The following is a 516-nucleotide window of genomic DNA, read 5'->3' as shown; positions in this document are numbered from 1 at the left end:
CCCCGGACCGGTGCGGGAGGCGGGGCGGCGCCCGGCACGGACAGAGGGGAGCCCGGCGCCTTCGCCGTCGCCTACGATCCGTGCCACGACCGGCTGGCCGATCTGCGCTATGTGACGATCGCGGTCGGCCGGGACTACTCCGAGGTGGCGCCGACCTCCGGTTGGTACACCGGGCAGGGGCGGGGGACTCTGACCGCCAGGCAGCAGGTGACCGTCGTCGACGTGCAGCCGGTGCAGTGATCTCCTCGCTGGGGCACGGCATCTTCCGGAGGTAGGCCAGCCTCGCGGGCGCCCGCCATCGAGATGGGCCGGACGGTGACCGCCGACACTGCGAACGCCCGAGAAGACCGCGCGGCACGCGAGGCATATCTTTACTCTTTGTGATAATGCGATCACGCGCTACGTTGGCGACGGGTGCCGACGCGCCCGCCGATCACTTTTGGTGATTTTGCTGGCCGTTTCCGTCGCTCCACGATGATCTTTTTGTCCCGGGCGGGCCGGTGCACGGGGGAGGAG

Annotated in this window: 1 pseudogene; it reads left to right on the top strand. The window is 69.6% G+C overall.

Annotated elements, in window-relative coordinates:
- Positions 1 to 240, top strand: a pseudogene (locus NBZ83_RS32585) (transglutaminase family protein); the annotation flags it as partial.
- Positions 241 to 516: the final 276 nt, after the last annotated feature.

The sequence above is a fragment of the Frankia gtarii genome (genome assembly GCF_025403375.1).
Lineage (GTDB): Bacteria > Actinomycetota > Actinomycetes > Frankiales > Frankiaceae > Frankia > Frankia gtarii.
This window is presented reverse-complemented; position numbering and strand designations above follow the sequence as displayed.